26 protein-coding genes are annotated in these 24,568 nt (G+C 51.6%); all 26 read left to right on the plus strand.

The annotated features are described in order from the left end of the window. The first annotated feature begins 34 nt into the window (after nt 1–34). Nucleotides 35–901, plus strand: a complete 867-nt coding sequence (sppA, locus tag ONB24_11355) for a signal peptide peptidase SppA (protein MDZ7316713.1) — start codon at nt 35–37, stop codon at nt 899–901. A gap of 25 nt (nt 902–926) precedes the next feature. Beyond that, the gene (locus ONB24_11360) at nt 927–1,220 is read left to right on the plus strand and encodes an HU family DNA-binding protein (protein MDZ7316714.1); all 294 of its coding nucleotides are present in this window, start codon (nt 927–929) and stop codon (nt 1,218–1,220) included. Between the two features lie 168 nt (nt 1,221–1,388). Further along, complete coding sequence (gene xseA, locus ONB24_11365; protein ID MDZ7316715.1) at nt 1,389–2,645, plus strand: exodeoxyribonuclease VII large subunit; 1,257 nt, start codon at nt 1,389–1,391, stop codon at nt 2,643–2,645. Beyond that, on the plus strand, nt 2,642–2,866 hold the full coding sequence (gene xseB, locus ONB24_11370) for an exodeoxyribonuclease VII small subunit (GenBank protein ID MDZ7316716.1): 225 nt from the start codon (nt 2,642–2,644) through the stop codon (nt 2,864–2,866). The genes xseA and xseB overlap by 4 nt, the downstream gene beginning before the upstream one ends. Before the next feature lie 6 nt (nt 2,867–2,872). Continuing rightward, nucleotides 2,873–4,801, plus strand: coding sequence for a 1-deoxy-D-xylulose-5-phosphate synthase (gene dxs / locus ONB24_11375; GenBank protein ID MDZ7316717.1), 1,929 nt, complete (start codon nt 2,873–2,875; stop codon nt 4,799–4,801). After that, nucleotides 4,798–5,691 (plus strand): NAD(+)/NADH kinase, encoded by an 894-nt coding sequence (locus ONB24_11380; GenBank protein ID MDZ7316718.1) that lies wholly within the window; start codon nt 4,798–4,800, stop codon nt 5,689–5,691. Before dxs ends, ONB24_11380 begins: the two co-directional genes overlap by 4 nt. After that, entirely contained in the window at nt 5,688–8,312 is a 2,625-nt protein-coding gene (gene mutS / locus ONB24_11385; protein MDZ7316719.1) for a DNA mismatch repair protein MutS, read from the plus strand. The genes ONB24_11380 and mutS overlap by 4 nt, the downstream gene beginning before the upstream one ends. A 10-nt stretch (nt 8,313–8,322) precedes the next feature. After that, complete coding sequence (locus tag ONB24_11390; protein MDZ7316720.1) at nt 8,323–8,484, plus strand: hypothetical protein; 162 nt, start codon at nt 8,323–8,325, stop codon at nt 8,482–8,484. Nucleotides 8,485–8,538: 54 nt separating this feature from the next. Beyond that, nucleotides 8,539–9,345 carry a hypothetical protein gene (locus ONB24_11395; GenBank protein MDZ7316721.1) on the plus strand — a complete coding sequence of 269 codons (807 nt, stop codon included), beginning with the start codon at nt 8,539–8,541 and terminating at the stop codon, nt 9,343–9,345. 153 nt (nt 9,346–9,498) lie between these two features. Then, complete coding sequence (locus ONB24_11400) at nt 9,499–10,377, plus strand: YicC family protein (protein MDZ7316722.1); 879 nt, start codon at nt 9,499–9,501, stop codon at nt 10,375–10,377. Next, nucleotides 10,370–10,972 (plus strand): guanylate kinase, encoded by a 603-nt coding sequence (gene gmk / locus ONB24_11405; protein ID MDZ7316723.1) that lies wholly within the window; start codon nt 10,370–10,372, stop codon nt 10,970–10,972. Before ONB24_11400 ends, gmk begins: the two co-directional genes overlap by 8 nt. After that, nucleotides 10,969–11,265: a DNA-directed RNA polymerase subunit omega gene (gene rpoZ / locus ONB24_11410; GenBank protein ID MDZ7316724.1), complete on the plus strand. Its 297-nt coding sequence runs from the start codon at nt 10,969–10,971 to the stop codon at nt 11,263–11,265. The genes gmk and rpoZ overlap by 4 nt, the downstream gene beginning before the upstream one ends. A 2-nt stretch (nt 11,266–11,267) precedes the next feature. Further along, nucleotides 11,268–12,470 (plus strand): bifunctional phosphopantothenoylcysteine decarboxylase/phosphopantothenate--cysteine ligase CoaBC, encoded by a 1,203-nt coding sequence (coaBC, locus tag ONB24_11415; protein MDZ7316725.1) that lies wholly within the window; start codon nt 11,268–11,270, stop codon nt 12,468–12,470. Nucleotide 12,471: 1 nt separating this feature from the next. Then, complete coding sequence (locus ONB24_11420; GenBank protein ID MDZ7316726.1) at nt 12,472–13,167, plus strand: uracil-DNA glycosylase; 696 nt, start codon at nt 12,472–12,474, stop codon at nt 13,165–13,167. Between the two features lie 6 nt (nt 13,168–13,173). After that, entirely contained in the window at nt 13,174–14,544 is a 1,371-nt protein-coding gene (gene dnaB / locus ONB24_11425; GenBank protein MDZ7316727.1) for a replicative DNA helicase, read from the plus strand. Nucleotides 14,545–14,552: 8 nt separating this feature from the next. Beyond that, the gene (locus ONB24_11430; GenBank protein ID MDZ7316728.1) at nt 14,553–16,742 is read left to right on the plus strand and encodes a bifunctional (p)ppGpp synthetase/guanosine-3',5'-bis(diphosphate) 3'-pyrophosphohydrolase; all 2,190 of its coding nucleotides are present in this window, start codon (nt 14,553–14,555) and stop codon (nt 16,740–16,742) included. A 33-nt stretch (nt 16,743–16,775) separates the two neighbouring features. Then, on the plus strand, nt 16,776–17,105 hold the full coding sequence (locus ONB24_11435) for an integration host factor subunit beta (GenBank protein MDZ7316729.1): 330 nt from the start codon (nt 16,776–16,778) through the stop codon (nt 17,103–17,105). Between the two features lie 5 nt (nt 17,106–17,110). After that, a complete protein-coding gene (gene ruvX, locus ONB24_11440) occupies nt 17,111–17,602 on the plus strand; it encodes a Holliday junction resolvase RuvX (GenBank protein MDZ7316730.1) in 492 nt (163 codons plus the stop codon). A gap of 38 nt (nt 17,603–17,640) precedes the next feature. After that, nucleotides 17,641–19,164, plus strand: coding sequence for an apolipoprotein N-acyltransferase (lnt, locus tag ONB24_11445; protein ID MDZ7316731.1), 1,524 nt, complete (start codon nt 17,641–17,643; stop codon nt 19,162–19,164). Further along, entirely contained in the window at nt 19,161–20,174 is a 1,014-nt protein-coding gene (locus ONB24_11450) for a hypothetical protein (GenBank protein ID MDZ7316732.1), read from the plus strand. The genes lnt and ONB24_11450 overlap by 4 nt, the downstream gene beginning before the upstream one ends. Before the next feature lie 97 nt (nt 20,175–20,271). Continuing rightward, nucleotides 20,272–20,784 (plus strand): hypothetical protein, encoded by a 513-nt coding sequence (locus ONB24_11455; GenBank protein ID MDZ7316733.1) that lies wholly within the window; start codon nt 20,272–20,274, stop codon nt 20,782–20,784. A gap of 13 nt (nt 20,785–20,797) precedes the next feature. After that, on the plus strand, nt 20,798–21,604 hold the full coding sequence (gene bamD / locus ONB24_11460) for an outer membrane protein assembly factor BamD (GenBank protein ID MDZ7316734.1): 807 nt from the start codon (nt 20,798–20,800) through the stop codon (nt 21,602–21,604). Between the two features lie 2 nt (nt 21,605–21,606). Then, nucleotides 21,607–22,200, plus strand: a complete 594-nt coding sequence (nadD, locus tag ONB24_11465) for a nicotinate-nucleotide adenylyltransferase (GenBank protein MDZ7316735.1) — start codon at nt 21,607–21,609, stop codon at nt 22,198–22,200. A gap of 15 nt (nt 22,201–22,215) precedes the next feature. After that, nucleotides 22,216–22,761 (plus strand): class IV adenylate cyclase, encoded by a 546-nt coding sequence (locus ONB24_11470; GenBank protein ID MDZ7316736.1) that lies wholly within the window; start codon nt 22,216–22,218, stop codon nt 22,759–22,761. Continuing rightward, nucleotides 22,724–23,686 (plus strand): ribose-phosphate pyrophosphokinase, encoded by a 963-nt coding sequence (locus tag ONB24_11475; protein MDZ7316737.1) that lies wholly within the window; start codon nt 22,724–22,726, stop codon nt 23,684–23,686. Before ONB24_11470 ends, ONB24_11475 begins: the two co-directional genes overlap by 38 nt. A gap of 5 nt (nt 23,687–23,691) precedes the next feature. Further along, the coding region (locus ONB24_11480; GenBank protein MDZ7316738.1) for a hypothetical protein at nt 23,692–24,568 on the plus strand (877 nt) is incomplete at its 3' end.

Here is a 24,568-nt window from a genome sequence, read left to right on the forward strand (position 1 = left end):
TTTCTGCATAGACGAAAAAGTTTGAGATTCGCCAATGGCTGCCAAGCAGGACAAATATATTTTGACAGCGATTCTTTTGATTTTCGGTGTCGGCGGTCTTTTGCTGCTGCTTGCAGTCAATAGTTCCTCTTTGCACGACGGCGGCGCCAAAATAGGAATTGTAGAGATCAAGGGAACGATTTTTAATTCCGAGCCGATCGTTAAGCAGCTGGAAACTTTTCGCAAAGACAGCTCGATCAAGGCCGTCGTCGTCCGCATCGAGAGCCCGGGAGGAGGCATCGCCGCTTCCCAGGAGATTTATGAACATGTGCGACGTGTGCGGGATTCCGGCAAACCCGTCATTGCCTCCATGGGCAGCGTTGCGGCATCCGGAGGCTATTATGTCGCGTTGGGGGCTGATTCGATTATGGCAAATCCCGGAACGACAACCGGAAGCATAGGAGTGATCGCCGAATTTCCCAATGTCGATAAACTCATGGACAAACTCGGCATCGAAATGACGGTCGTCAAAAGCGGCCGGTTCAAGGATACGGGATCGCCGTTTCGGCAGCCGACGGAACAAGAGATTCGATATTTGCAGCAATGGATCGATGACGGCTATGCCCAATTCCTCGAAGTCGTCGCTAAAGAAAGAAATCTCCCCGAAGATCAAGTGCGGGAGCTGGCCGACGGACGCATCTACAGCGGTAGACAGGCATTGGCTTTGGGTTTGATCGATACTTTGGGAACCTATCGAGATGCCGTCGCTTTGGCGGCAAAAGCCGCGGGCGTAAAGGGAGAACCCAAGCCGGTTCGTCTGCAGAAAAAGAAAATGACGCTGGTCGAACTGATCCTGGGTCAAGATGTACGTGAAAGATTGGTCGAACGGCTTGCGCCGCAGATGCTTTATCTACTCCAATAAGTCATGAGGCAGGAGATCACCCATCATGACAAAGGCGGACATTGTCGAAAGAATCGCAGAAGGTGTAGGACTTACCAAGCTTGAAACCCAGGCGGTTATCGACGGTTTTTTAGCCATCGTTAAATATGCTTTGCAAAAACATCAGCGCGTCGATCTGCGCGGCTTTGGTAATTTCGTCGTGGTCCAGCGCAAAGCGCGCGTTGCCCGCAATCCCGGCACAAATGAAGAGGTCCGGGTGCCGCCGCGATATGCTGTCGTTTTCAAGCCTTCCCAGGAGTTGAAAGAGCTCATCAACAAAGAGGACGATACAATAGGATAACCAGGAGGAGGTGATAAGTTTGCCGAGCGGTAAAAAACGAAAACGTCATAAAATTGCGACTCATAAGCGTAAAAAACGCCTGCGCAAGAATCGCCACAAGAAGAAAGGGAAATAAGAAAAAAAGGGCTGAGAGAATTTCTTAGCCCTTTTATCTGTTTTTAGGAGCCTATGCGGAATCCGACCGAGAACCTGCCGATTCCGGTTTTTTCGGTAAGCGGCATTACGCTCGAAATTAAAGAGTTGTTGGAAATCAATTTCTCAGAGGTTTGGGTCGAGGGTGAGGTGTCCAACTTTGTCCATCATACCTCCGGTCACCTTTACTTTACCCTGAAGGACGAAAACGCGCAATTGTCCTGCGTTGTTTGGCGGCAGAGAGCCGCAATGCTCATGCTCACCCCTCGCGACGGTATCAAGATTCGTGCATATGGTTCCATACGCGTCTATGAAAAGCGGGGCGTCTATCAGCTCGATATTCTGCGCATTCTACCAGCCGGCATCGGCGAGCTGCAGGCGGCCTTTGAAGAGCTAAAAGCCAAACTCCGCAATGAAGGGCTTTTCGACGCGCAACACAAAAAGCCGTTGCCGCCCTTTCCCCAGGCGATCGGCATCATCAGCTCTGCCGACGGGGCAGCCGTACGCGACATCCTGCAGATTCTCAATCGACGTGCTCCCTATGTCAGAAAAATTCTGCGACCCACTTTGGTCCAAGGCGACGGCGCTCCGGCCGATATTGTGGCGGCCCTACGCGATTTCAACGACTACGGCCAAGTCGACCTGATTATTCTTGCCCGCGGCGGCGGCTCTATCGAAGATTTGTGGGCTTTTAATGAAGAGGCCGTGGTGCGGGCGATTTTCGCTTCCAAAATACCCGTCGTTTCTGCCGTCGGCCATGAAGTCGACTTTACGCTGGCGGATTTCGTGGCGGATATGCGTGCTCCAACTCCTTCTGCAGCAGCAGAATTAGTTGTTAAACCTAAAGCAGAACTTGAAGCTTTTCTAACCGATTTGTATCGAAGACAAATCGTTTCCTTGCGACGTGCCATAGAAAGCCGCAAAATGCGTATCAAGTTGCTGCAGGCGGGCTATGCTTTTCGCCGCCCCGCCGATTGGGTGCGGCAACGTGAGCAACGGATGGATGAGTTGGAACGAAATCTCTTGTTGCAGCAGCATGCCCGCACACTTTTGCTGAAGGAACGTCTTCGAAACCTGAGCAACCGTTTGCGCAATCTGCACCCGGCCTTAGTTATGCAGCGCGGCTATGCTTTGGTTCGCGATCCGAACCACAATATATGGATCACAGAGGCTGATAAGCTTTATGAAAGCGGCACAATGCAGGTTTTTTTTCGCAAAGGTGCCGTATCCGCCGCTATTTTATCGAAGGACCTCTCTGCAAAGCTGCCGCTCAACTTTGAGGAATCTTTATGATGCAAGAGCCTGAACTCACTTTCGAATCAGCAATGGAGAGATTAGAGGAAATCGCCGAGCATTTGGAAAGCGGCGATGTCTCTTTGGACGAAAGCATGAGCCTCTTTGAAGAGGCAAACCGCTTGTTTCGCTTTTGTCGGGAAAAATTGCGGCAAGCAGAGGAAAAGCTTTATATTTTGGAACGAGAGGGTAATTCATTTAAAGAAAAACTTGAAGAATAGATTGCTATGAAACGGTCCCTTTTGGAAGCAGTCAATTCGCCGAAGGACATCAAGAATCTAACGCATGAAGAACTGCGCCTGTTGGCACAGGAACTGCGCGAAATCATTATCGAGACGATCGCCCAAAACGGCGGCCATTTGGCACCTTCTCTCGGTGTCGTCGAGCTGACGCTCGCCCTTCATTATGTGTTCGACACTCCCGATGACCAGATTGTTTGGGATGTGGGCCACCAATGTTATGCGCACAAGCTGCTTACCGGCAGAAAGGATCGCTTTCATACCATTCGCTGCTATAAGGGCATCAGCGGTTTTCCAAAACCGGCTGAAAGCGAATACGATGCCTTCGGCGTCGGTCATTCGAGTACGGCCATTTCCGCCGCCTTTGGGATGGCGTGCGCGCGCGATCTAAAGAACGAGCGCTTTAAAGTGATCGCAGTGGTCGGCGACGGCGCTTTGACCGGCGGGTTGGCTTATGAAGGATTGAACAACGCCGGTGCTTCGGGCAAAGATTTTATCGTCATACTCAATGACAACAGCATGTCCATTTCACCGAATGTTGGCGCAATTTCCAACTATCTTACGAGTATAATCGCCAATCCTGTTTACAACCGCATCAAAAGCGATGTGTGGGAATTGACCGGAAAAATGGAGAGCATGGGCCCGGTCATCCGCAAAATCGTACGCCGGTTGGAGGAAAGCCTGAAGGCTTTCATTACGCCGGGAGTCCTTTTTGAGCGTCTGGGCTTTCGATATTTTGGACCAGTCGACGGCCATGACATCGGCGACATGATCACCCTTTTTCAGGAGATCAAAAACCTAAAAGGGCCTTTGCTGGTTCACGTCATCACCAAAAAAGGCAAAGGATATCCGCCGGCCGAGCAGAACGCAACGGTTTTTCACGGCTTGGGGAAATTCGATCTTGCCACCGGAGAGCCGCTCAAAACGAACGGACCCACATACACGCAAATCTTTGGTCAAACCATCGTTGAATTGGCGGAGCGCGAGCCTCGATTAATCGCCATCACCGCCGCCATGAGTTTGGGATCGGGATTGAGCGCCTTTTCGCAAAAGTTCCCTACCCGATTCTTCGATGTAGGCATTGCTGAAGGACATGCCGTTACATTTGCCGCGGGACTCGCCAAACAGGGCATGCGGCCTTTTTTTGCCGTCTATTCTTCGTTTCTGCAGCGTGCGTTCGACATGGTCATCCACGACGTGGCATTACAAAACCTGCCTGTGGTTTTCTGCATCGACCGCGGCGGGTTGGTCGGCGACGACGGCCCCACACATCACGGTACCTTTGACCTGGCTTATCTGCGCACCGTGCCCGATATGGTGATCATGGCCCCCAAAGATGAAAACGAGCTCCGGCACATGCTTTACACCGCATTGAGCTACGAAAGCGGTCCTTGCGCTGTCCGCTATCCGCGCGGAGAAGGGTGGGGAATCCCCCTCGATTCCGATTTCACCGCCCTGCCGCTCGGCAAAGCCGAAATACTTGAGTCGGGAGAAAGCATTGTCTTGCTTGCGCTCGGCTCGCTGGTCTATCCTGCCTGGCGCGCTGCACAACGCTTTGCGCAGGAATTCGGCAAAAAGCTGACCGTCGTCAATGCCCGCTTCGTCAAGCCGCTCGACGGCGATTTAATCACCGATTTGGCCAAAACGCATCGAACCGTCGTTACACTCGAGGAGGGGACATTAAACGGCGGTTTTGGCAGCGCCGTCGCCGAGCTGCTCGCAGACCGCGGCATCGAGGGAGTGGAATTGATACGGCTCGGCATTCCCGACCAATTCATCGAGCAGGGCGAACGCCATGAACTATTGGCCGCTTTGGGATTGACGGAAGAAGGAATCTACAAAACTCTGCTGCGTTCGCGCGCCGGCCATCACTTGATCCAGCGGCATAAAATTTTGCCCTCATTTCTTTTCCGATGAAGCTCGGCATAATCGCAAATATCCAAAAACCCAAGGCCGTCGCTGCGGCGAAAACATTTGCTGCTTTGCTGCAAACGCGCAACCTTGATTACTTTTTTTCCGAAGATCTGAAAAGGTTCCTCGATTCGCCCGAAAAGGAGAGAGTTTTAGCGATCGAGCGGCTGGCAGAGATTTGCGATGTTTTGGCGACGTTCGGCGGTGACGGCACCATTCTTTCAACCGCTCGACAAGTCGGCGCCGCCGGCAAACCGATTCTCGGCATCAACATCGGTACCTTGGGTTTCTTGGCCGAAGTATTAATGGAAGAGGTCGAGCAGACATTAGATGACCTCATTGCCGGTCGATACACCCTGATCGACCGCATGGCATTGCGCATCACCGTCGAGCGAAAATACCTCCGACGCACTTTTTACGCCCTCAATGATGTCGTCGTCGATCGTGGGCCGACAACGAAACTGATCTACATTGATGCCCGCGTCAACGGCAGGTTTCTCAACTCCTATCGCGCCGACGGACTGATCGTCGCGACTCCAACCGGATCTACTGCTTATTCGCTCTCGGCCGGCGGACCGTTGCTCATGCCGACTATGAATGCGCTGATCGTGACGCCCATTTGCCCTCATTCGTTGTCGGTTCGTCCCATTGTGCTTACGGATGACTGCATCGTCGAGCTGTCGATCCGCAAAGAGGCCGAACCGGTGCAGATCAATATCGATGGTCAAAACCAATGTCAACTCTTGGCCAAAGAAAGGCTTCTCGTCGCCAAAGCCGAATACAGCGTCAAATGGATCTCTATCGGTCAGAGGGACTTTTTTGCCGTCCTGCGCTCCAAACTGAATTGGGGCAGCGAAAATAACAGCAGCATTTCTGATTCAAAACAAAGCAAATGAAGCCGGAACAGACAACTCCGCTGATGGAGCAATATCACCGCATCAAAAAGCAGCACAAAGATGCCGTGCTGTTTTTCCGTATGGGCGATTTCTATGAAATGTTCTACGAGGACGCTCATATCGGCGCCAAAGTGCTGGGCATTACCCTGACCTCGCGTTCCCACGGCAAGGCTGCCGATGTTCCGCTGGCCGGTTTCCCGCACCACGCGCTGGAAACCTATTTGGCGAAAATGATCAAAGCAGGCTATCGCGTGGCCATCTGCGAACAAGTCGAAGATCCGAAACTCGCCAAAACGGTCGTCAAGCGGGAAGTCATCGAAATTGTCACGCCGGGCACCGCCGTCTCGGATGATCTGTTGGAAAGCAAAAAGAATTTTCTTCTGGCTCTTTGCTTTGAAAAGAACGCCTTCGGCATCGCCAAAACAGATGTGTCGACGGGTGAGTTTGAAGTAGGCGAGTTCCCGCTCTCTATTTTGGAGGAAAAGATTCGCTCGATCGAACCTGCCGAAATTCTCGTCGCAGAAACCCAAGAAGAAACGCTGCGCCGTCTCTGCCGTTCTCTAAACAACATACCGATTACGGTGCGGGAAGAATGGCATTTCAACTATGACTTGGGACGCGATCTTTTGTTGGAGCACTTTGGCACGCTTTCCTTGAAAGGGTTCGGCATCGAGGGCCTCGCGTTGGGGATTGCCGCCGCCGGAGCAGCCTTTGCCTATTTACGTGAAAACCAAAAAGAACGCCTTCGCCATATCGCAAAAATCTCGCTGCTGGCGGATGACGAGATCATGCAGATCGACAGCACCACGCGGCGGAATTTGGAATTGATAGCGCCGATGAACGCGTCGAATCGACGTGCCACCCTGCTGTCGGTCATCGACCAAACTCTGACGCCGATGGGAGGCCGCAAGCTGGTTCATTGGCTCCTCTATCCCTTGCTCAATGTGGAAAAAATTCGTCTACGCCAGGATGCCGTTGAAGAGCTTATGCAGAACAATGATCTGCGCGAAAAGCTGCGGGGGCTGCTCAGACAAATCGGCGACATCGAACGGCTACTAACCAAATTTGCCACCAACCGCGCCAATGCACGGGATGCAAATGCCGTTAAAAACGCCCTTCTAACCATCGCTCAGATCAAAAGCCAACTCGTCGCCTGCAAGAGTCATCGCCTCGTCGCCATTCGGGAAGAGCTCGATACGCTGGAACAAGTCGCCCGACGCATTGCCTCAGCCATTGTTGAAAATCCGCCGTTATCCGTAACCGAAGGCGGATTTATTCGCCGCGGTTATCATGAGGAACTGGACTCGCTGCGCGATATTGCCTATTCCGGCAAAGACTGGATCGCCCGTCTGCAGCAGGAGGAGCGGCAAAAGACCGGCATAGCCTCATTGAAGGTAAACTATAACAAGGTGTTCGGATATTACATTGAAGTAACCAAGCCAAATCTTGCGCGCGTGCCGTCGCATTACATTCGTAAACAAACCTTGGTCAATGCAGAGCGCTTTATCACGCAGGAGCTCAAAGAGTATGAGGAAAAAATATTGGGCGCCGAGGAAAAGATGGCGGCCATTGAATACGAGCTCTTTAATGAACTGCGCGACTATCTCCTCAGTTTTACCCTTCCTCTGCAGACGAATTCAGCGCTCATTGCCGAGCTGGACTGTTATTTTTCACTTGCCCAGACGGCGGTTGAGCATCACTATTGTCGCCCTCAGATTGACGAAAGCGACCGCCTTGAAATCAAAGAGGGAAGGCATCCGGTCATTGAAAGATTGTTGCCGCCCGGCGAGCAGTTTGTGGCCAATGATCTGTACATGGACAACAAAACCGAACAGATTCTCATCATTACCGGCCCCAACATGGCGGGCAAATCGACTTTTTTGCGACAAACCGCTTTGATTGTCATCCTAGCGCAAATGGGCAGCTTTGTGCCTGCTGCCTCGGCCAAGATCGGCTTGGTGGATCGGCTGTTTACCAGAGTCGGTGCTTCGGACAACCTGGCGGCAGGGGAGAGCACCTTTTTGACCGAGATGAACGAAACCGCCAATATTCTCAACAATGCCACCGCCAGGAGCCTGATCATCCTCGATGAAATCGGCAGGGGCACAAGCACGTTCGACGGGTTGTCGATTGCCTGGTCGGTTGTAGAATACCTGCACAACACCCCAAAGCTGGCAGCCAAAACGCTTTTTGCCACTCACTATCATGAATTGACGGAACTGGAACTGGTCTTGCCGCGTGTAAAGAATTACAATGTGGCGGTCCGCGAATGGGGCGATCACATTGTGTTTTTGCGCAAAATCGTTCCAGGCAGCTGCGATCACAGCTACGGAATTCAGGTGGCAAAGTTGGCCGGCTTGCCGAAAGCGGTTATCGAGCGGGCAAAAGAAGTGCTCAAGAACCTGGAAGCGGAAGCCTTGACGCCGGATAACGAGCCGCGTTTGGCGCTGCATCGACCTCAGCAGGTGCAGGCTGGACGACAAATTGATTTGTTCGAACAGCTCGAAAAATCGTTGCGCCAAGAATTGGCGCAGATCAATCCCAACGAACTGACGCCGATCGAAGCCCTGCAAAAGCTGGATCAGCTCAAGCAACTGGCCGGCTCTGCAGGCAAATCATGAGGAAAGTTACGTGAAAAGGCATTTTTTGACGCTGATAATTCTTTTTCATACAAGTCAGGCTTTCAGCGCTTCGGTTGCGAAATATGCCGGCGAATTTATGAGCATGGGAGTCGGGGCGCGCGCGCTCGGCATGGGAGGAGCCGCCGTCGCCGTCGCCAACGATGTGACCTGAGGTTATTGGAACCCTGCGGGATCTTCGCGGCTGCTTTATCCGGAAATCGCCTTTATGCATGCCGAACAATTCGCCGGTATGGTCAATTATGACTATGCCGGCTTGGCGCTGCCGTTGCCGAAAAATGCCGGTTTGACTTTTTCTTTAATTCGCGTCGGAGTTGATGACATTCCCTACACGACTATTCCCCGGCCGGACTTGCGGCAAGATACCGTTTTTGTCGATGCAGAGGGCAACCTGGTCGTCAATCGGCCTTATGTCTATCGCACGGTAAGCGACGCCGAATATGCCGCTTATTTCGGTTACAGCCGACGGTACGATCGTCGAACCTCATTCGGAATGAATGCCAAGATTGTCCATAAAGGGGTAGGCGACCACTCGGCTTGGGGGATCGGTTTCGACATCGGGGTTCTTTGGAATGCTTGGCGGCAGCTCAAGGTGGGCGTCAATCTGCAGGATGCGACAACCACTCTGCTCGCCTGGAATACATCAAAAAAAGAACTTATCGCGCCGACTCTCAAAAGCGGTGTCTCGTATCCATTCCTGTTCCCAAAGTGGAAAAGCCGCATTCTTTTTGCGGCCGACGCCGATATGCGATTCGAAGGTCGAAATTCCACTGCCGACCTTCATTGGGGCGATGTCAGCCTGAATTTTCGCTTGGGTGCGGAATTCATTCTGCTCAATAGTCTTGCCGTCCGCATCGGCAGGGATGATTTGGGCTGCCTCACTGCCGGCGCCGGATTCGCTTTGCCGCGGTTGTTCATCGACTATGCCTTCATGAATCACACGGACCTCAAGGAAACACATCGGGTTTCGCTTCGCCTGCGCCTCGAAGAAGAGCGTTTCCGCAGAAAAAATTAACACGCAGCCGCCCATACAACCATTCCGATTAGACTGAACCGATTTTTTTACTTAAATGGCAAAATATCAGTTGACTATCAGCTTTTTTTTCCGTAAAATTTAAACTAATGATAAAACAAAACGTTAAGCTTTAGAAGCAAATTTGGCGGCAGCATGATTGCAAGCATGACCGGATATGGGCGCGGCAGCTCAGTCGTCGACGAGTGCGAAATCGTCGTCGAAGTTAGGAGCGTCAACAACCGTTTTCTCGACATTGTGCTCAAAGCGCCTGTCATTCTCAACTCGTATGAAAACCAAATTCGCGAACTCGTCGGAAATTTTTTGAGCCGCGGCCGGGTCAGCATCGTCGTAACCGCAAAGAACGGCGGCGAAATCGGCCAGAAAACCACGCTCAATCATGCGATGGTGGCGGGATATGTGGCGGCTGCCGAGGAAATAAGATGCAAATACTCGATCGGCGGCTCCTTGGATTTGGCCGCGCTTCTCTCCCTGCCGAATGTCATCGAAATTGAAACGGAGAGCGAGAAGGGAGGGCAAATCTGGGAGTGCACGCGAAGCGCCCTTGAAGAAGCGCTGCTGCAGGTCAAAAGCATGCGTTTTCGGGAAGGAAAAGAGCTGCGCAAAGATTTCGAGAAGCGTCTCGACGCGATGGGGCAGATCGTTCGGCGCATCGAGGCTCTGGCCAAGGACGCACCGATGGTCAAGTTCGAACGGCTCAGCGAACGCATCAGCAGGTTTTTTCCTGATGAAAAAGTCGATCAGGACCGCCTTGAAATGGAACTGGCCGTCATCGCGGATCGCATCGACATCACGGAAGAGCTGACGCGTTTCGACAGCCATTTAGCCCATTTTCGCGAATTGCTCGATGCCGAGACTTCACAAGGCCGTAAACTAAATTTCCTTCTGCAGGAAATGAACCGTGAGGCCAACACGATGTCATCCAAATCTTACAGTGCCGAAATTGCCCATTTGGTGGTGGAGATTAAAGAAGAGATCGAAAAGCTTCGCGAGCAGGTGCAGAACATTGAATAACAAGGCTGCAAAAGGTCTTTTGGTCGTTCTTTCCTCGCCCTCAGGCGGCGGCAAGACAACCGTCATCAAAAAGATACTCGAAAGTGCTCCGCCGAACTATTGCTACTCGATCTCGATGACTACGCGACCGCGACGCGAGGGCGAACAGGACGGAGTCGATTATTTTTTCGTCGACGACGAAACGTTTCAAAACGCAATCCGGCAAGGCGATCTTATCGAATATGAAAAGGTGCACGATTGGTACTACGGCACGCCCAAAAGTCGCCTGCTGGAACAACTGGAGGCCGGCAAGGTCATCTTTATGGATTTGGATGTTTACGGCGCCCTGCATATCAAGCGGGAATTCGGCGGTCGGGCGCTGTTGATTTTTCTCAAACCGCCGAGCATCGACGAGCTCATTCACAGGCTCTGCAGCCGATCGACCGAGACCCCCGACCAGATCGAACGGCGTCTCGAACGTCTGCCGGACGAGCTGGCCAAGGCGGATCAATTCGATGCGGTCATCATTAATAAAGATCTCGACAAGACCGTTTCTCAAGTCAATGCGTTGATTAACGATAGGTTAAAACATAGTTCCATGGAGGTTTGTTCATGACGGAAGCAATTCCTTTGGAAAAACTTACGGAAAAGTGCAGCAGTATTTACGAAGCCGTGGTTATCATCGCCCGCCGCGCGCGACAGATCAACGAAATGCAGCGGCGGCTCATTGAACAGCAGGTTGTAACTGGTTCATCTGAAGCCAAAGATTCGGATGAAGACGAGGATATGCCGCTGGATCGTGATTATATCGACGGGCAATATTTAAAGCTGCCCAAGCCGACCACGATCGCTTTGAAAGAAATGCTCGAAGGCAAACTGTCCTTTGAATACATCGAACCGGAAGGGTAAGTGTGGAGCTGAGCGGCAAAAAACTGCTGGTTGGAGTATGCGGCGGCATTGCCGCTTACAAGACCGCCTATTTGGTGCGGGAACTGGTCAAACACGGCGCCCGTGTGCGCGTGGTGATGACCGAAGCGGCCCGGCAGTTTATTGCCCCCTTGACATTCGAAACGTTATGCGGTGAGCCGGTCGGTTTGGATTTGTTTCCCGCGCAAGGCGGCGCGGCGACCGTCCACATTGATTGGGCGCGTTGGGCCGATGCGATCGTCATTTGCCCTGCCACGGCAAACACAATCGCCAAACTCGCCAACGGTTTGGCGGACAATCTATTGACCTCGCTGGCGCTGGCTGCGACCGTTCCGCTGATCGTTTGCCCCGCTATGAACGTCGAAATGTACAACAATCCGCTCTATCGTCGAAACGAAAGCCGATTGCGTGAGGCGGGTGTCAGGATTGTCGATCCGGAAGCGGGAGAGCTCGCCTGCGGCGAAGTCGGCGCCGGACGCTTGGCGGAAACCGAGCAGATCCTTTGGGCGATTCAGTGCGCTCTGTTCGGGACACAAGAATTTCGAGGTCGCCGCTTTTTGATTACTGCCGGGCCGACGCGGGAGCCGATCGATCCGGTGCGCTACCTGTCCAACCGCAGCTCGGGCAAAATGGGTTTCGCGATTGCGGAAGCAGCAGTCCTGCGCGGCGCCGAGGTGACGCTGATCAGCGGCCCAACTTTCTTGAAACCGAGAGCCGCACTTTGCCATGTTCCGGTTACTACCGCCGAAGAAATGGCGGAAGAGGTCGAAAAAAGACTGCCGGAAAACGACGTACTGATTATGGCGGCGGCGCCGGCCGATTTTCGGTGCGCCGAGTTTTCGCCGCAGAAACGTCCCAAAAGCGATCTGCTTCAGCTGACGTTGGTAAACACCACGGATATTCTTCGTGCTGCCGGTGAGCGCAAAGGAAATAGAATACACGTCGGTTTCTCTCTCGAGACCGACAACGGATTGGAAAAAGCGCGACGAAAGCTTGAGGAGAAAAACTGCGACATTATGGTGTTGAATCCGGCCGACGACCCCGAAGCCGGGTTTGAAGTCGACACCAACAAGATCACGCTGATTTTTGCCGACGGCCGCGAGAAAAAGTTCGAAAAAATGAGCAAGCGTCGAGCGGCAGATGAAATCTTGAACGCAGTCGGTGAACTGCTGAGAGCTGAGGCGTGACATGCTCGAGGAACTAGAACAATTTTTATTGCAGGACATTGAATTATACGGCGATGCGCAAATTCCGCGGTCGGCTTTGGTCGTTGATGCCGATGTTCAAACCTATGCAGCGGAAACGGCGCCCTGGCAAGGCGCGGAAACCCTCGATGCGCTGGACCTCGCAATCCGCTCCTGCATGAGATGCTCGTTGGGCAAGCTGCGTCATCAGTTTGTATTCGGCGAGGGAAATCCGAATGCCCGCATCCTTTTGGTAGGCGAAGCGCCGGGTGCAGATGAAGACCGGCTCGGCAGACCGTTTGTCGGCGAGGCCGGCGAGCTTTTGAACAAAATGCTTGCCGCCATCGGCTTGCAGCGAAGCGACGTTTACATTTGCAACCTGCTCAAATGCAGGCCGCCGCGAAACCGCGATCCGCTTCCTGAGGAAATCGCTGTTTGCAGGCCGTATTTACTAAAGCAGATTGAATTGATTAACCCAATGACTATTTTATGTTTGGGAAGGTTTGCCGCGCAATCGCTGTTGAACACTGACGAAGCGATTAGTAGTCTTAGACAAAAATGGTTTACATTCAACAAGGCGTTTGTGTTGGTGACCTATCATCCGGCGGCTCTGTTACGGATGCCGCAATATAAAAGACCGGCTTGGGAAGACCTGCAGCTCTTCAAGCAGAAGCTGGTCGAATTGGGTATTTGCAGTTAAGTGGTTATGGCGAAAGCAGAAGAGACAACCCGCATTCCCCCGCAGGCGATGGAGGCCGAAAATTCGGTCATTGGCGCCATGCTGCTTTCCGCCGAGGCGGTGAACACGGCGGTGGAACTGCTGGATGAAACGTGTTTTTATAAAGAGGCGCACAAGAAAATTTTTATGGCCGCCTTGGCGCTGCATGAAAAAAACCTGCCGGTCGATGTTTTGACTGTTGCCAATGAGCTGGAAAAGCGCGGGCAACTCGAAGCGGTGGGCGGCCATTATTATTTGACCGAACTGGTGGAACGCGTGCCGGGCACGGCGAATGTCGAGCATCATTGCAAAATTGTGCTCGACCGCGCGCTGCTGCGCAAGCTGATCACCATCGCCGATGAGATTCAGCAGGAATGCTATCAGCACGGCCAGGATGCCATCGACATCATAGACGCGGCGGAACGCAAGATTTTTGCGCTTTCCGAGAACAAGGCGCGCAAAGATTACACACACATCAAGCCCGTGGTCATGAAGGCCATGGACAAGATCGATGAAAATTCGCGCAAACAAGGCCATGTGACGGGAATTCCGACCGGTTTTCATAAACTAGATCACATTCTCTCGGGACTGCAGAATTCCGATTTGATCATTTTGGCCGCACGCCCGTCTATGGGTAAGACGGCGTTGGCGCTGAATATCGCCCGAAATGCAGCGGTAAATGGACATCCGGTCGCCATCTTTAGCCTCGAAATGGCGGACTATCAACTGGCCATGCGTATGTTGTGTTCCGAGGCGCGCCTCGACTCGCATCGCGTCCGGTTGGGTAAATTGACCGAGAGCGAATGGCAGTTGCTGGCGCAGTCGGCCTCAAAGCTGTTTTCCATGCCGATTTTCATCGATGATACGCCCGGCATTACCGTCTTAGAATTGCGTTCCAAAGCGCGGCGTTTAAAGGCCGAGCACAACATCGGGCTGATCGTCATCGACTATCTGCAGCTGATGCGCCTGGCGACGCGAGTCGAAAATCGTCAGATCGAAATCGCCATGATTTCGCAGTCGCTGAAAAACCTGGCTAAGGAACTGGACATCCCGGTGTTGGCGCTTTCACAGTTGTCGCGTGCCGTTGAAGCGCGCAGCGACGGCAGGCCGGTTTTGTCCGACCTTCGCGAATCCGGAGCCATTGAGCAGGACGCCGACGTCGTTATTTTCATCCACCGACCGGCGCAGGCGAAGGGTGATGAAATCGACGGCCAAACGCGCGCCGAGGTCATCGTTGCCAAACAGCGAAACGGGCCGACCGGAGACATCGAGTTGGTCTTTCTCAGCAAATACGTTCAATTTGCCAATTTGGAAGATTATCGGGAAGAAATTCCCGTCTTGCGTGAAGATCTATTTTAATTTTGTAAATGCAGACGCAAACGACGACAACCTCTGAACCCACCCTGGCGCAAAGCTACGGCGAAACCGTCGAAGGGCTGTTGCTGCGCATGGCGCGCTATCAGAACAGCGCCGACATTGAACTGGTACGCCGCGCTTTTGAGCTGAGCTACGAAGCGCACAAGGGTCAGCGTCGTAATTCCGGCGAACCCTACTTTGAGCACCCGCTCGAAGTCGCCAAGATCCTCGTCGGCTTAAAGATGGACTATCAGACCGTCATCGGCGGCATCCTGCACGATACGGTCGAGGACACCTATGTCACGCTAGATATGATCCGTAAGGAGTTCGGGGAGCAGGTGGCTCGTTTGGTCGACGGCGTGACCAAGATCTCCAATCTAAAGCTGACCGGATTTCAGCGCCAACAAGCGGAAAATTTCAAAAAGATGCTGATGTCGATGGTGCACGACATCCGCGTCATCCTGATCAAGTTCGCCGACCGTCTGCACAACATGCGCACTTTGGAATATCTGGCTGAGGAAAAGCGTCGCCGCATAGCCCTTGAAACTCAGCAGGTTTATGCGCCGCTGGCGCATCGCTTGGGGCTGTCGCGCATCAAAGCCGAACTCGAGGATCTGGCCTTCAAGCATCTGGAACCCGAAACGTATCAAGATTTGGTCAGACGCGTCGCCGAGACCAAAGAAGAGCGGGAACAAGCCATTCTGATCATCACCAACTCTATCCGCAACGAGTTGGTAAAAAACCACATCCCAGCGCGATTGGAGGGCCGAGCCAAGCATTATGCCAGTATCTGGCACAAAATGACCGTGCGCGGCGTACCGTTCGAGGAGATAACTGACCTCCAGGCCATCCGCATTATTGTCGACAAAGTCAGCGATTGTTACGCCGCCCTCGGCATAGTCCATTCGCTGCACAAGCCGATCAACGAACGGTTCAAAGACTATATTGCCAATCCCAAGGCCAACGGTTACCAGTCGATTCATACAACCATCATTGGGCCGCTCGGCAAAAAGTACGAAGTGCAGATCCGCACCGAAGATATGCACCGAGTTGCCGAAGAGGGAATCGCTGCTCATTGGCGCTACAAAGAAGGCAAGCTGCACGAGGACGAACTCGACCGGCAACTTACATGGTTACGGCAGTTCCTCGAATCCGAGGAGGAGCAGGACGACGAATCCTTCCTCGAGCATCTCAAAATCAACCTTTTTCCGGACGAAATTTTCGTTTACACACCCAAGGGCGACCTCTATCGACTTCCCGTCAACTCAACGCCGGTGGATTTCGCTTTTGCCGTGCATACGGACATCGGCATGCACTGTTTTGCCGCCCGCGTCAATAACCGTATCCAGCCGTTAAGCTACAAGCTAAAAAGCGGCGACGTCGTTGCCATCATTACTTCGCCCAATAAATACCCCAACAAAGATTGGCTGCAGTTCGTCGTAACCAGCAAGGCGCGCTCAAAGATCAAAAAATATCTCCGCGACGTCGAATTCGAAAGCAGCGTGAACCTGGGTCAGGAAATCCTGGCAGGCGGAGTCAATCGGATCGGACTCAAGTATAAAAATATCAATCTGAGCGATCTGGCCGAGAAACTCCATTATAATTCCGAGAAGCAACTTTTGGCGGCGTTGGGGCGCGGGAACCTGAAATTAGAAACCGTGCTGCGCCGTCTGGTTCCAGATGCGCAAAAGCTCCAGCCGCAAAAAGCCAAATTTCCGCAATGGCTGGTCAGGCAGCGCAAGTCCGAGAGCACCATTCGCGTCGCGGGTATGGACAACATCCTGGTCAACTTTGCCCGTTGCTGCAACCCGGTTCCCGGTGAGCCGATCACCGGCGTCATTACCAAAGGGCGCGGCATCGTGGTGCATTCGAACGCATGCAAAAATTTAGAGCAGCTGATCCAGAACCCCGACCGAATTATGGATGTCAGCTGGAACATCAGCAGCGAATCGAAGCGCTTTGTCGCCGGACTGCAGGTACTCGGCGAGCGCCGCAAGAATACACTGGCGGACATCTCTGCAAATGTTGAGAAATCGGATTCGGTCATTGTCAGCATGAAAATGGGAACAGATAATTCCCTTTTCACCTGCCGCTTGGAAGTCGAAGTCTACAATCTCGACCACCTGAACAAACTGATTGCCAATTTGAAAAAGGTTGAAGGCGTGGTTGCCATCGAACGTTTCAATGCATTGGTGTCATGACGATCTGAATCATATCAACTGAGGAGCAAGCACATGGAAGATCACATCAGGACCGTAACCAAAAAAGATGTTGCGAAACGAACTGCCAAGATTGTCGGCGAAAAGATCTATTTGACCGAAAAGGTCGTCGACGGGGTATTCCAAGCGCTAAGAGAGTTTATGATGGAAGCGGATCCCGAGATTCGCATAGAGATTCGCGATTTCGGCGTTTTTGAAGTAAAAAAGACAAAAGCGAAACCCAAAGCGCGAAATCCCAAAACCGGCGAGATCATCTATGTGCCTCCTCGTCGGAAAACTCATTTTAAGGCCGGCAAGCTGTTGAAAGAAGTGCTCAAAGAACCGCTCAAGCGGGAAGCGGAATAATCATTATGAAGATCTTGCCGGCTGAAAAATCTTACCTGCTGGCTATCCCTTCGGGAAGAATTCTCGGCATTGATTACGGCGAGAAGCGTATCGGACTTGCCGTCAGTGATCCTTTGCAATTCTCTGCTTTCAGCCTAAAAACTTTACGCAATGAGGGAATTCGATCCGTAGCCGAAAAGCTGCAGGTCATCATTGCCGAGCAGAATATTCGGGCGATCGTAATCGGCAAGCCGATACAAATGAGCGGAGAGGCAGGGGAGATGTGCCGGAAAGCCGAGCAGTTCGCCAAACAATTAGCTTCCGTATTGATCGATATGCCGATTTTCCTTTGGGACGAAAGGTGGACGACCCTAAGCGCAGAGCGCCTGCTGCGCGAAACGGGTCGTTCTCCTTCGCAAGAAAAAGAACAGATCGATCAAATCGCCGCAGCCTATCTTTTGCAGAGTTTTCTGCAGCGGCTCGATGTCGTTAAACGCACCGCCGATCAACAAACTTGATCCCCAAACTCGCAAAGACGCTTCAGGAAACCCTTCTGATGAATAAAAAAGAAATCGGCCTGGCTGCGCTTTCAGGTGCTCTTTTCGCTTTTTCCCTGCCTCCCTTCAAAACCGGCTTTTTGGCCTATGGGGCGTTGGTCCCCTTTTTCTTATTGATCGAGAGAAAAAGTCTGAAAGAGGCCGCTCGATGGGGCTATTTTACCGGCGCCATTATCGCCGTCCTCACTCTCAATTGGATCGCCTGGGCAACATTCGGCGGTTTTATCGGGGTTCTGTTGGTATGGCCGCTCTATCTTGCATTGTGGAGCGTTTCGTTTACCCTTCTCAAGCAAAGATTCGGTGATTCCGCTTTCCTCTTTGCCCCGTTTCTTTGGACGGCGATGGAATACCTTCAATCGTTTTCCGAATTGGCATTTCCATGGAACTATCTCGGTTATACGCAAACCTATTATTTGCCTCTTATCCAGTTCGCCGAGTATTTTTCGGTCTATGGGGTCGGCTTTTGGGTGGCTCTGCTCAACGTTCTGCTCTTTTTGCTCCTAAAAAGCGGCAATGACAAGCATCGTCGGGTTCTTTTGTCATTATCGATCGTGGTCCTATGGGCCCTGCCGTTGGGACACGGCCTTCATCGTATGCGCGCTCCGGCAGAGCAGGACGAGTTACTGCGCATCGCAATGATTCAGGCCAATCTCGATCCCAACGAAAAGTGGTCGGAAAACTTGTATGAAAATAATTTTTCCCTTTATGAGCGCTTGACCGCTTCCGTTCTCGATTCCAATCTCGATTTGATCATCTGGCCGGAAACCGCCGTCTCATTTTATTTGCGCTCCGAACCCCACTATCAAGCCCGCATCCATCGCCTGATTGATGCACCGCGGATATGTTTTCTTACCGGCGCACTGGATTATCGCTATATTGACGAACAAAATTACGTCTACTATAACAGCGCTTTGTTCATCGAACCCAATCGGCAGGGCTTTCAACATCATCATAAAATGAAATTGGTGCCGTTTTCCGAACGGGTACCGTACAAATCTTTTTTCCTGTTTCGGCTCCTAAAAACTCTTTTGTGGAATTTTGGTCTCGGCGACTATGCGGTGGGGGAGGAGGAAACGGTTTTCGACGGGCCAATGCGCACCGAGTCCATCGGCAGGCGTTTCAAAACCTCAGCGGCCATCTGCTATGAATCGGTGTTCCCTGAACACGTTCGCCGCTATGTGGATAAGGGTGCTCAATTCCTTATCATTATAACCAATGACGCATGGTTTGGAAAAACGCAGGGGCCCTTTCAGCACAACCAAATTGCCGTCTTTCGGGCAATCGAAACTCGGCGCGACATTGCCCGATGCGCCAACACCGGCGTATCTTGTTTCATAGATCGCTTCGGCAGAATAAGAAAAGCAACGAAAATCTATACGCAGGCAGTGGTTGTGGATCAAGTCCGGTTGTCCGACGAAAAGACCTTTTTTCTCCGGCATGGTCATATCTTTGCCGATGCAGCAGCGATTCTTTCCGCAGCCTTACTGATGTTCTGTTTGTCGGCGAGGGCGATAAAAAAATGAAAAACAGGAGGAGGACACTCTTTTTCTTAATCGCCTTGCCGTTGTTTTGCTCGGTCCGCGCCGAGGTGACGAACTCGTTTTACTTTACGTCATCGATCATGACCCGTTCCCTTGCCATGGGCGGCGCGTTTACTGCCGTTCGAGACGCCATTGAAAGCTCGTTCTATAATCCTGCCGCCCTTATCGAAAAAGAAGAAAACTTTAGAGTTGCCGTGGATCCTTTAGGACTTGTGGCCCTCGCCCGCGGTATCGAACGCGTTTCGGTTCGTACCTCGCTCACTCCGACTGATTATCTTGCGGCGGCAGGAATGGCGCTGCGGTTCGTCTCATTTGCCTACGGCCCTTTCCAAGCGACCGCCTTATTGAGCGAAGAGCTTTCAAGCTCACCCTTTCGCGATCTCAACGATATTCAAACAGCAGGTGAGGGTATAGCGGATTGGAATCATCATATTGCCGCCTTTCGCTTAACACCCGCCCAACAAATATCGCTCGGCGCCTCGCTGCTTTTTTTTAATCTTGGCGAGATCGGCGAAGGCGAATTCCGAATCGACCGCAGCATAGGCTCATCTTACGGCATCCTTATTTCGCCGACGTACCGCTTTTCTGTTGGAGCAACAGTCTTTAACCTCCCCCAAGAAGCCCGCTCGGCCATGGAAAGCAAGTACCAAGTTGATAGACAAGACGTCAATTTCGGACTCTCCTGGCTGGCCTCTGAAGCCATTCAACTGGCTATGGACTTTCGCAAAGTGACCCAAGAAGATTCGTCCGATGCCGTCCATTTTCACGGGGGCGTCGAATTGACGCCGTTCTCTTTTTTAGCCTTGCGCGCCGGTTATTTTCATGAAAAAGAAAACAAGATTTCTGCTGGATTTGGATTGGGCCAATTCCGCCGGCTGAAAAGGAGAGATTTTATTTTTGGGAAAATAATGTTAAATTATTGTCTACAGACGGTTACAACGAACAATCAACCCAATTTGGAACATCGCCTGGCGCTCCTAATTCGCCTCTGAAAAGAAAAAGGCAGGAATGAAAAAAATATTAGGGTACGCAATAGGGTCTTTTTTGCTGCTTTTTATGACCACAACTCGGGCACAGGCGCCGTCTAATTTGCAGCTGTTGTCTCGGCTTTTTGAAAACTCGATCGATACTTTGTGGACCCGCATCAGTGTAGCCGATACGGTTTTCATCTTGCAAAGCTTGGATGCAGAAAACCGGCTGAATTGGGTGGTGGAGGAAGGCGCTTTTTCAGCCTTTTCCAAACGAGGCTGCAGAGTTTCGACAAAAAAAGATCCTGATATTGCCGCCGCCGTGCTTTATTATTTGCCGGCGAGTGAAATCGAATATCGTTATCTTAAAAAGGGCCGCATAAACCGTCGAATCAAAGCGGAAATTTTCTTCAAATTAGCGACTTCCGACGGTACAATGCCGTTTGTCGATCGGCTTTGCCTGGCAGAAAGCGACACGATTTCCGCAGACGTTACGGCAGTCGAAAATCGACTGTGGTCTTTTACCATCGGATCATGGAGGCGTTCGAAAAGCCGACAGTGGCTGGAATTTGGCGCTGCATCTGCCGTAACCCTTGCGGTTGCCCTAATTTTTTACTTTTACCGAAGTCAATAGCGCGGGATTTATTATGAAAAAGATTTTTCCCTTTTTTTTAGCATTGATTGTTTTTTTCTCTTGTGCGGGTACCAAAAAGATCCCAGTTAATGCTTCCGAAGAGGAGCGGATGGCTTTTGCGCTTCGACTCTATCAAAAAGGCGATTATTTGGAAGCCAAAACGCAATTCCGCATTCTAACGCTCAGCCACAGCGGCAGCCTTATTGCCGACAAGGCGCAATTTTACCTTGCAGAGTGTCACTTTCACCTCAAAGAATACTTGCTGGCCGCAAGTGAATATGAACGCCTGCTGAAAGTCTATCCCAATTCCGAATACACGGATGATGCAAAGTTCAAACTCGGACTGAGCTACTTTAAACTTTCACCGCATTACGGATTGGATCAAGATTACACCAAACAGGCCGTTATGCATTTTCAAGAATTTCTCGAAGACTATCCCGCCAGTATTTTGAAAACGGAAGTCGAGCAGTACCTGCTGCAGGCAAGGAGCAAATTTGCGGAAAAAGTCTATTCGTCGGGTGAAATTTACCGCAAGATGAGATATTACGAGTCGGCGATCATTTACTATGATAAAGTACTTGAAGAGTATTTCGATACCCCCTTTGCGCCAAGGGCTCTATATTGGAGCGCCGAATGCCATAGAAGATTGGGCAAGTATCAGGAGGCGCTGGACTTGTTGACCGCTTTTGTGCAAAAATATCCCAAACATGAATGGATGCCGCGCGTCCGCAGCAAAATTATACAGACGAAAAATGATTACAACAAGCATCAACAGCGCTCCGCTCATTCAGCGCAAGGTGAAGATAAAAAGGGGAACTGAGCGTGAGGGTCGGTATCTACGGCGGAACTTTTGATCCGATTCATATTGCTCATTTAATTATCGCCGAAGCGGCGCGCGACGATCTCAATCTGGATCGCGTGATTTTCGTGCCCTCGTACCTTCCGCCGCACAAACCGAATCGGAACATCTCTCCTGCAGAAATCCGGTTGGAAATGGTCAGGCGCGCCGTAGCCGGCAATTCCGCTTTTTTTGCCTCGGATTACGAGATCCGTCGACAAAACATTTCGTATACCGTCGAAACTTTACGATACTTTGCGACCCAGTGGCAAATCGACAGAGAGCGATTGTTTTTGATTATCGGTCAGGATAATCTCAAGGATTTCGACAAGTGGAAGGAGCCCGAAGAAATCGTACGGCTTGCCTCCTTGGCGGTTGCCGCCCGGGCCGAGCAAAATTCAACTTTGCCGGTTGTTCTCGACAAAGCCGTCATCAGATACCTTAACTCGCCGCTGCTCAACATCTCGGCTTCGGCAATTCGAGATCGAATTCGAAACGGAAAAAGCATTCGGTATTGGGTGCCTGCAGCGGTAGAGGAAATCATTTGCGAGAACGGACTTTATCGAGAAAAGCAATAAAAAGGTCTACTTCATGTGAAAAAGAATATCGAGGTTAAAGCACTTTACGCAGATCTCGAGCGCGCCGAGAAAATCGCCTGCGCCATAGGAGCGACGTTTCAGTGGCGTAAACGCCAATCGGATATCTACTGGCAGACGCCCCAAGGCCGATTAAAACTTCGGCTGCAGGAAGGCGATCCGGCGCAATTGATCGCTTACCGGCGTTCCTGCGAACCCGGGCCGCGCCCAAGCGAGTACGAAATATTTTTTACCGACCAGCCGCAGCTTTTGCAGGGAGTTTTGTCTAACGTGCTTGTTCAGGATATCGTTGTTGAAAAGATGCGCACATTGCTCTTATGGAAAAATGTAAGAATCCATTTGGATCAGGTACGGGACCTAGGAAATTTTATCGAATTCGAAGCAGTCATAAACAGCGATTCGCAGCAGGCAACCAAGCATGTCGAATGGCTGCTGCAGCAGTTTTCGATTTCACCGTCATCGCTCATTGATAAAGGATATTACGAATTACTGAAGGAAGGTAAAAGTGCTTCGCAGACTCAAGGTGTTTCACGGCAGCAGTAACCCGGCACTGGCGAAAGAAATTTGCGAACATTTGCAGGTCAAGCCGGGCCAATTAACCATTAAGCGCTTTTCCAACGGCAATATCAAGATCAAGGTCGAAGAGAACGTTCGTAATGCCGACGTTTTCGTCATTCAAACGGCCTCCCAGCCGACCAACGAGCATCTGGTCGAGTTACTCATTTTAATCGACGCGCTCAAATATGCGTCAGCCGGCAGAATTACCGCCGTCATGCCCAACTACTTTTACAGCCGTTCCGACAAAAAAGACGAGCCGCGCATCTCGATCACGGCAAGACTAATCACTGATCTATTGGAAACCGCCGGTGCAGACCGTATATTAACCATGACTCTGCATTCGCCGCAAATCATGGGATTTCCCCGTATTCCCATCGATCAGCTGCTGGCCACGCCTATTCTCATTCGCCATTTTCGGCAAATGGATTTGCGGAACGCCGTTGTGGCGGCGCCGGACGTCGGCAGCGCCAAGGCTTCGCGCGTCTTTGCCCGCGCTCTTGACCTTCAGATGGTCATCCTCGACAAAGAGAGACTCGGCGACCGCGAAGAAGTCGTCATGCTGAACGTCATCGGCGATCCCCGCAATAAAGACGTTTTACTCATCGACGATGAGATTCTTTCCGGCGGCTCCATGCTCGAAGCCGCAAAAATCCTAAAAGAACAGGGCGCCGCTAAAATCTGGGCATGTTGTACGCACGGTTTCTTTTCCAACGATGCGCTGCAAAAATTTCAGGATTCCTGCATAGAACAGGTCGTGACGACCAACACTTTGCCGCAGTTGGAAGCCGCAAAGTATCCCAAACTAAAAGTGCTTTCCGTCGGAAAACTGTTTGCAGATGCCATCTGGGCAATTCATAAGGGCGAATCTGTGGGCGATTTGTTCGAAAAAATATCCAAAGAGGAGCTTTGACAAAAATGGAGGAGGTTTACGATCTCTTTGTACCAGGAAGGCTCTGTTTATTCGGCGAGCATTCCGATTGGGCAGGCGGATACCGCCGCATCGATTCAACGATCACCAAAGGCTACTGTCTGCTGGTCGGTACGAATCAGGGCATTTATGCCCGTGTAAAGCGACACCCTTCGAAACTGATCATCACCACCACTCTGCCCGATGGATCACAACTCGGGCCGCACGAAATCGAGATGGTCCCGGAAAAGCTCCTGGCAATCGCCGAAGAAGGCGGCTTTTACAGCTATACGGCCGGCGTTGCTTACTATATGCTTTGCCATTATAATGTGCAGGGATTGGAAATCGACAATTACAAAATGGATTTGCCGATTCGCAAGGGGCTTTCGTCATCAGCAGCCAATAATGTTATGGTGGCACGCGCTTTTAATCTTTTATACGATCTAAAATTGACCAAGCGCGGGGAGATGGAAATAGCCTATCAGGGAGAGATCCTGACTCCGTCGAGATGCGGACGCATGGATCAGGCTTGCGCTTACGGCAATACGCCCGTATTTATGACTTTTGACGGAGAAAGGATAGACATCGAGGAGCTGCATCCGGCAAAGGATCTCTATTTGGTCATCGCCGACCTAAAAGCCGGTAAAAATACACAAAAAATTCTTGCCGACCTGAATGCATGTTACCCAAGAAGCGGCGGCAAGATCGGCGAAGACGTGAGCTGGCTCAGGTACTGGATCGGCATCTACAACGGCGTCCTGCGCGCCAACACCGACTTCCGCAACCAGGACCTGGCCCTGCGCCCGGACACCTTCAGCAACCTCACCGACGGCGAAATGATGTTCAACCTGCGCCTTGAAACCCACCCCCTGGGCGATGTCGCGC

This window comes from candidate division KSB1 bacterium, assembly GCA_034505495.1.
In the GTDB taxonomy this organism is placed as follows: domain Bacteria; phylum Zhuqueibacterota; class Zhuqueibacteria; order Residuimicrobiales; family Krinioviventaceae; genus Fontimicrobium_A.

Bases quoted from the DNA above. Each gene is read 5' to 3' on its own strand.
- sppA (MDZ7316713.1), top strand. From the start codon at position 35: ATGGCTGCCAAGCAGGACAAATATATTTTGACAGCGATTCTTTTGATT.
- ONB24_11360 (MDZ7316714.1), top strand. From the start codon at position 927: ATGACAAAGGCGGACATTGTCGAAAGAATCGCAGAAGGTGTAGGACTT.
- xseA (MDZ7316715.1), top strand. From the start codon at position 1,389: ATGCGGAATCCGACCGAGAACCTGCCGATTCCGGTTTTTTCGGTAAGC.
- xseB (MDZ7316716.1), top strand. From the start codon at position 2,642: ATGATGCAAGAGCCTGAACTCACTTTCGAATCAGCAATGGAGAGATTA.
- dxs (MDZ7316717.1), top strand. From the start codon at position 2,873: ATGAAACGGTCCCTTTTGGAAGCAGTCAATTCGCCGAAGGACATCAAG.
- ONB24_11380 (MDZ7316718.1), top strand. From the start codon at position 4,798: ATGAAGCTCGGCATAATCGCAAATATCCAAAAACCCAAGGCCGTCGCT.
- mutS (MDZ7316719.1), top strand. From the start codon at position 5,688: ATGAAGCCGGAACAGACAACTCCGCTGATGGAGCAATATCACCGCATC.
- ONB24_11395 (MDZ7316721.1), top strand. From the start codon at position 8,539: ATGCATGCCGAACAATTCGCCGGTATGGTCAATTATGACTATGCCGGC.
- ONB24_11400 (MDZ7316722.1), top strand. From the start codon at position 9,499: ATGATTGCAAGCATGACCGGATATGGGCGCGGCAGCTCAGTCGTCGAC.
- rpoZ (MDZ7316724.1), top strand. From the start codon at position 10,969: ATGACGGAAGCAATTCCTTTGGAAAAACTTACGGAAAAGTGCAGCAGT.
- ONB24_11420 (MDZ7316726.1), top strand. From the start codon at position 12,472: ATGCTCGAGGAACTAGAACAATTTTTATTGCAGGACATTGAATTATAC.
- dnaB (MDZ7316727.1), top strand. From the start codon at position 13,174: ATGGCGAAAGCAGAAGAGACAACCCGCATTCCCCCGCAGGCGATGGAG.
- ONB24_11430 (MDZ7316728.1), top strand. From the start codon at position 14,553: ATGCAGACGCAAACGACGACAACCTCTGAACCCACCCTGGCGCAAAGC.
- ONB24_11435 (MDZ7316729.1), top strand. From the start codon at position 16,776: ATGGAAGATCACATCAGGACCGTAACCAAAAAAGATGTTGCGAAACGA.
- ruvX (MDZ7316730.1), top strand. From the start codon at position 17,111: ATGAAGATCTTGCCGGCTGAAAAATCTTACCTGCTGGCTATCCCTTCG.
- lnt (MDZ7316731.1), top strand. From the start codon at position 17,641: ATGAATAAAAAAGAAATCGGCCTGGCTGCGCTTTCAGGTGCTCTTTTC.
- ONB24_11450 (MDZ7316732.1), top strand. From the start codon at position 19,161: ATGAAAAACAGGAGGAGGACACTCTTTTTCTTAATCGCCTTGCCGTTG.
- bamD (MDZ7316734.1), top strand. From the start codon at position 20,798: ATGAAAAAGATTTTTCCCTTTTTTTTAGCATTGATTGTTTTTTTCTCT.